This window comes from Caenispirillum bisanense (assembly GCF_900230255.1).
Lineage (GTDB): Bacteria > Pseudomonadota > Alphaproteobacteria > Rhodospirillales > Rhodospirillaceae > Caenispirillum > Caenispirillum bisanense_A.
Window position 1 is genome coordinate 1 of sequence record NZ_OCNJ01000033.1, and the last position, 2,216, is coordinate 2,216.

At 57.1% G+C, this 2,216-nt stretch carries 1 rRNA gene; it reads right to left on the reverse strand.

Annotation, left to right across the window (positions count from 1 at the left end):
* Positions 1-7: 7 nt before the first annotated feature.
* Positions 8-2,216, reverse strand: a 23S ribosomal RNA gene (locus CRP50_RS24670); the annotation flags it as partial.

Genomic DNA, 2,216 nt, shown 5'->3' on the forward strand with positions numbered 1-2,216 from the left:
CGGGCGGTGATCGAAGCCTATCGAGCGATTAGTACCGGTTAGCTGCATGCATTGCTGCACTTCCACACCCGGCCTATCGACGTGATGGTCTTTCACGGCTCTCAGGGACGCCTGGTTTTGAGGTGGGTTTCCCGCTTAGATGCTTTCAGCGGTTATCCCGTCCGTACATAGCTACCCAGCGGTGCCGCTGGCGCGACAACTGGTACACCAGAGGTACGTCCATCCCGGTCCTCTCGTACTAGGGACAGATCCTCTCAAGCGTCCTACACCCACGGCAGATAGGGACCGAACTGTCTCACGACGTTCTAAACCCAGCTCACGTACCACTTTAAATGGCGAACAGCCATACCCTTGGGACCTGCTCCAGCCCCAGGATGTGATGAGCCGACATCGAGGTGCCAAACACCGCCGTCGATGTGGACTCTTGGGCGGTATCAGCCTGTTATCCCCGGAGTACCTTTTATCCGTTGAGCGATGGCCCTTCCACTCGGGACCACCGGATCACTAGAGCCGACTTTCGTCTCTGTTCCATCCGTCGATGTCACAGTCAGGCGGGCTTCTGCTCTTGCACTCGACGACCGATTTCCGACCGGTCTGAGCCCACCATCGCGCGCCTCCGTTACTCTTTGGGAGGCGACCGCCCCAGTCAAACTACCCGCCACGCAGGGTCCCGGTCCCGGATGACGGGACGCGGTTAGACATCAAGGTCCGAAAGGGTGGTATTTCAAGGACGGCTCCACACAGGCTGGCGCCCATGCTTCAAAGCCTCCCACCTATCCTACACATTCGAACCCTGATGCCACTGCGAAGCTGTAGTAAAGGTTCACGGGGTCTTTCCGTCTAACCGCGGGAACTCCGCATCTTCACGGAGAATTCAATTTCGCTGAGTTGGTGTTGGAGACAGCGGGGAAGTCGTTACGCCATTCGTGCAGGTCGGAACTTACCCGACAAGGAATTTCGCTACCTTAGGACCGTTATAGTTACGGCCGCCGTTTACCGGGGCTTCGATTCAGAGCGTGAACCCCTCCTCTTAACCTTCCGGCACCGGGCAGGCGTCAGACCCTATACGTCGTCTTGCGACTTCGCAGAGCCCTGTGTTTTTAGTAAACAGTCGCCACCCCCTGGTCTGTGCCCCTCCCTGCTGGTTGCCCAACAGGAAGGCCCCCTTCTCCCGAAGTTACGGGGGTATTTTGCCTAGTTCCTTCAACACCATTCTCTCAAGCGCCTTGGTATACTCTACCAGTCCACCTGTGTCGGTTTCGGGTACGGTCTATACGTGGGAGTTATTTCCAGGCCCCCCTTCGCCGCCTCTCCAATCCGATAAGGAGAAACGACTTACGGGGCGCGTCACTTCCCACAGGCCCAGGACTATTAACCTGGTTCCCATCGGCTACGCCTTTCGGCCTCGCCTTAGGGGCCGGCTCACCCTGCGCGGATTAGCCTTGCGCAGGAACCCTTGGACTTTCGGCGACAGGGTTTCTCACCCTGTTTATCGCTACTCATGTCAGCATTCTCGCTTCCGATACCTCCAGCAAACCTCACGGTTCACCTTCGCAGGCCTACGGAACGCTCCGCTACCACTTGTCAAAGACAAGTCCGCAGCTTCGGTGCGTAGCTTGAGCCCCGGTACATCTTCGGCGCAGGACAGCTATTAGACCAGTGAGCTGTTACGCTTTCTTTAAAGGATGGCTGCTTCTAAGCCAACCTCCTGGTTGTTTTGGCCGTCCCACATCCTTTCCCACTTAGCTACGACTTGGGGACCTTAGCTGGCGGTCTGGGCTGTTTCCCTCTTGACCCCGGACCTTAGCACCCGGAGTCTGTCTGCCGTGCTGTACTCTGCGGTATTCGGAGTTTGGTTCGAGTTGGTAAGGCTCGCGCCCCCCGTCCCGATCCAGTGCTCTACCCCCGCAGGTAATCACACGACGCGCTACCTAAATAGCTTTCGCGGAGAACCAGCTATTTCCGAGTTTGATTGGCCTTTCACCCCTAGCCACAGGTCATCCCCGTCTTTTTCAACAGACGTGGGTTCGGTCCTCCAGTGGGTGTTACTCCACCTTCAACCTGCCCATGGCTAGATCACTCGGTTTCGGGTCTAGTCCTACGAACTGAACGCCCTGTTCAGACTCGCTTTCGCTTCGCCTACACCTAACGGCTTAAGCTCGCTCGCAAAACTAAGTCGCTGACCCATTATACAAAAGGTACGCCGTCAGGGCCTG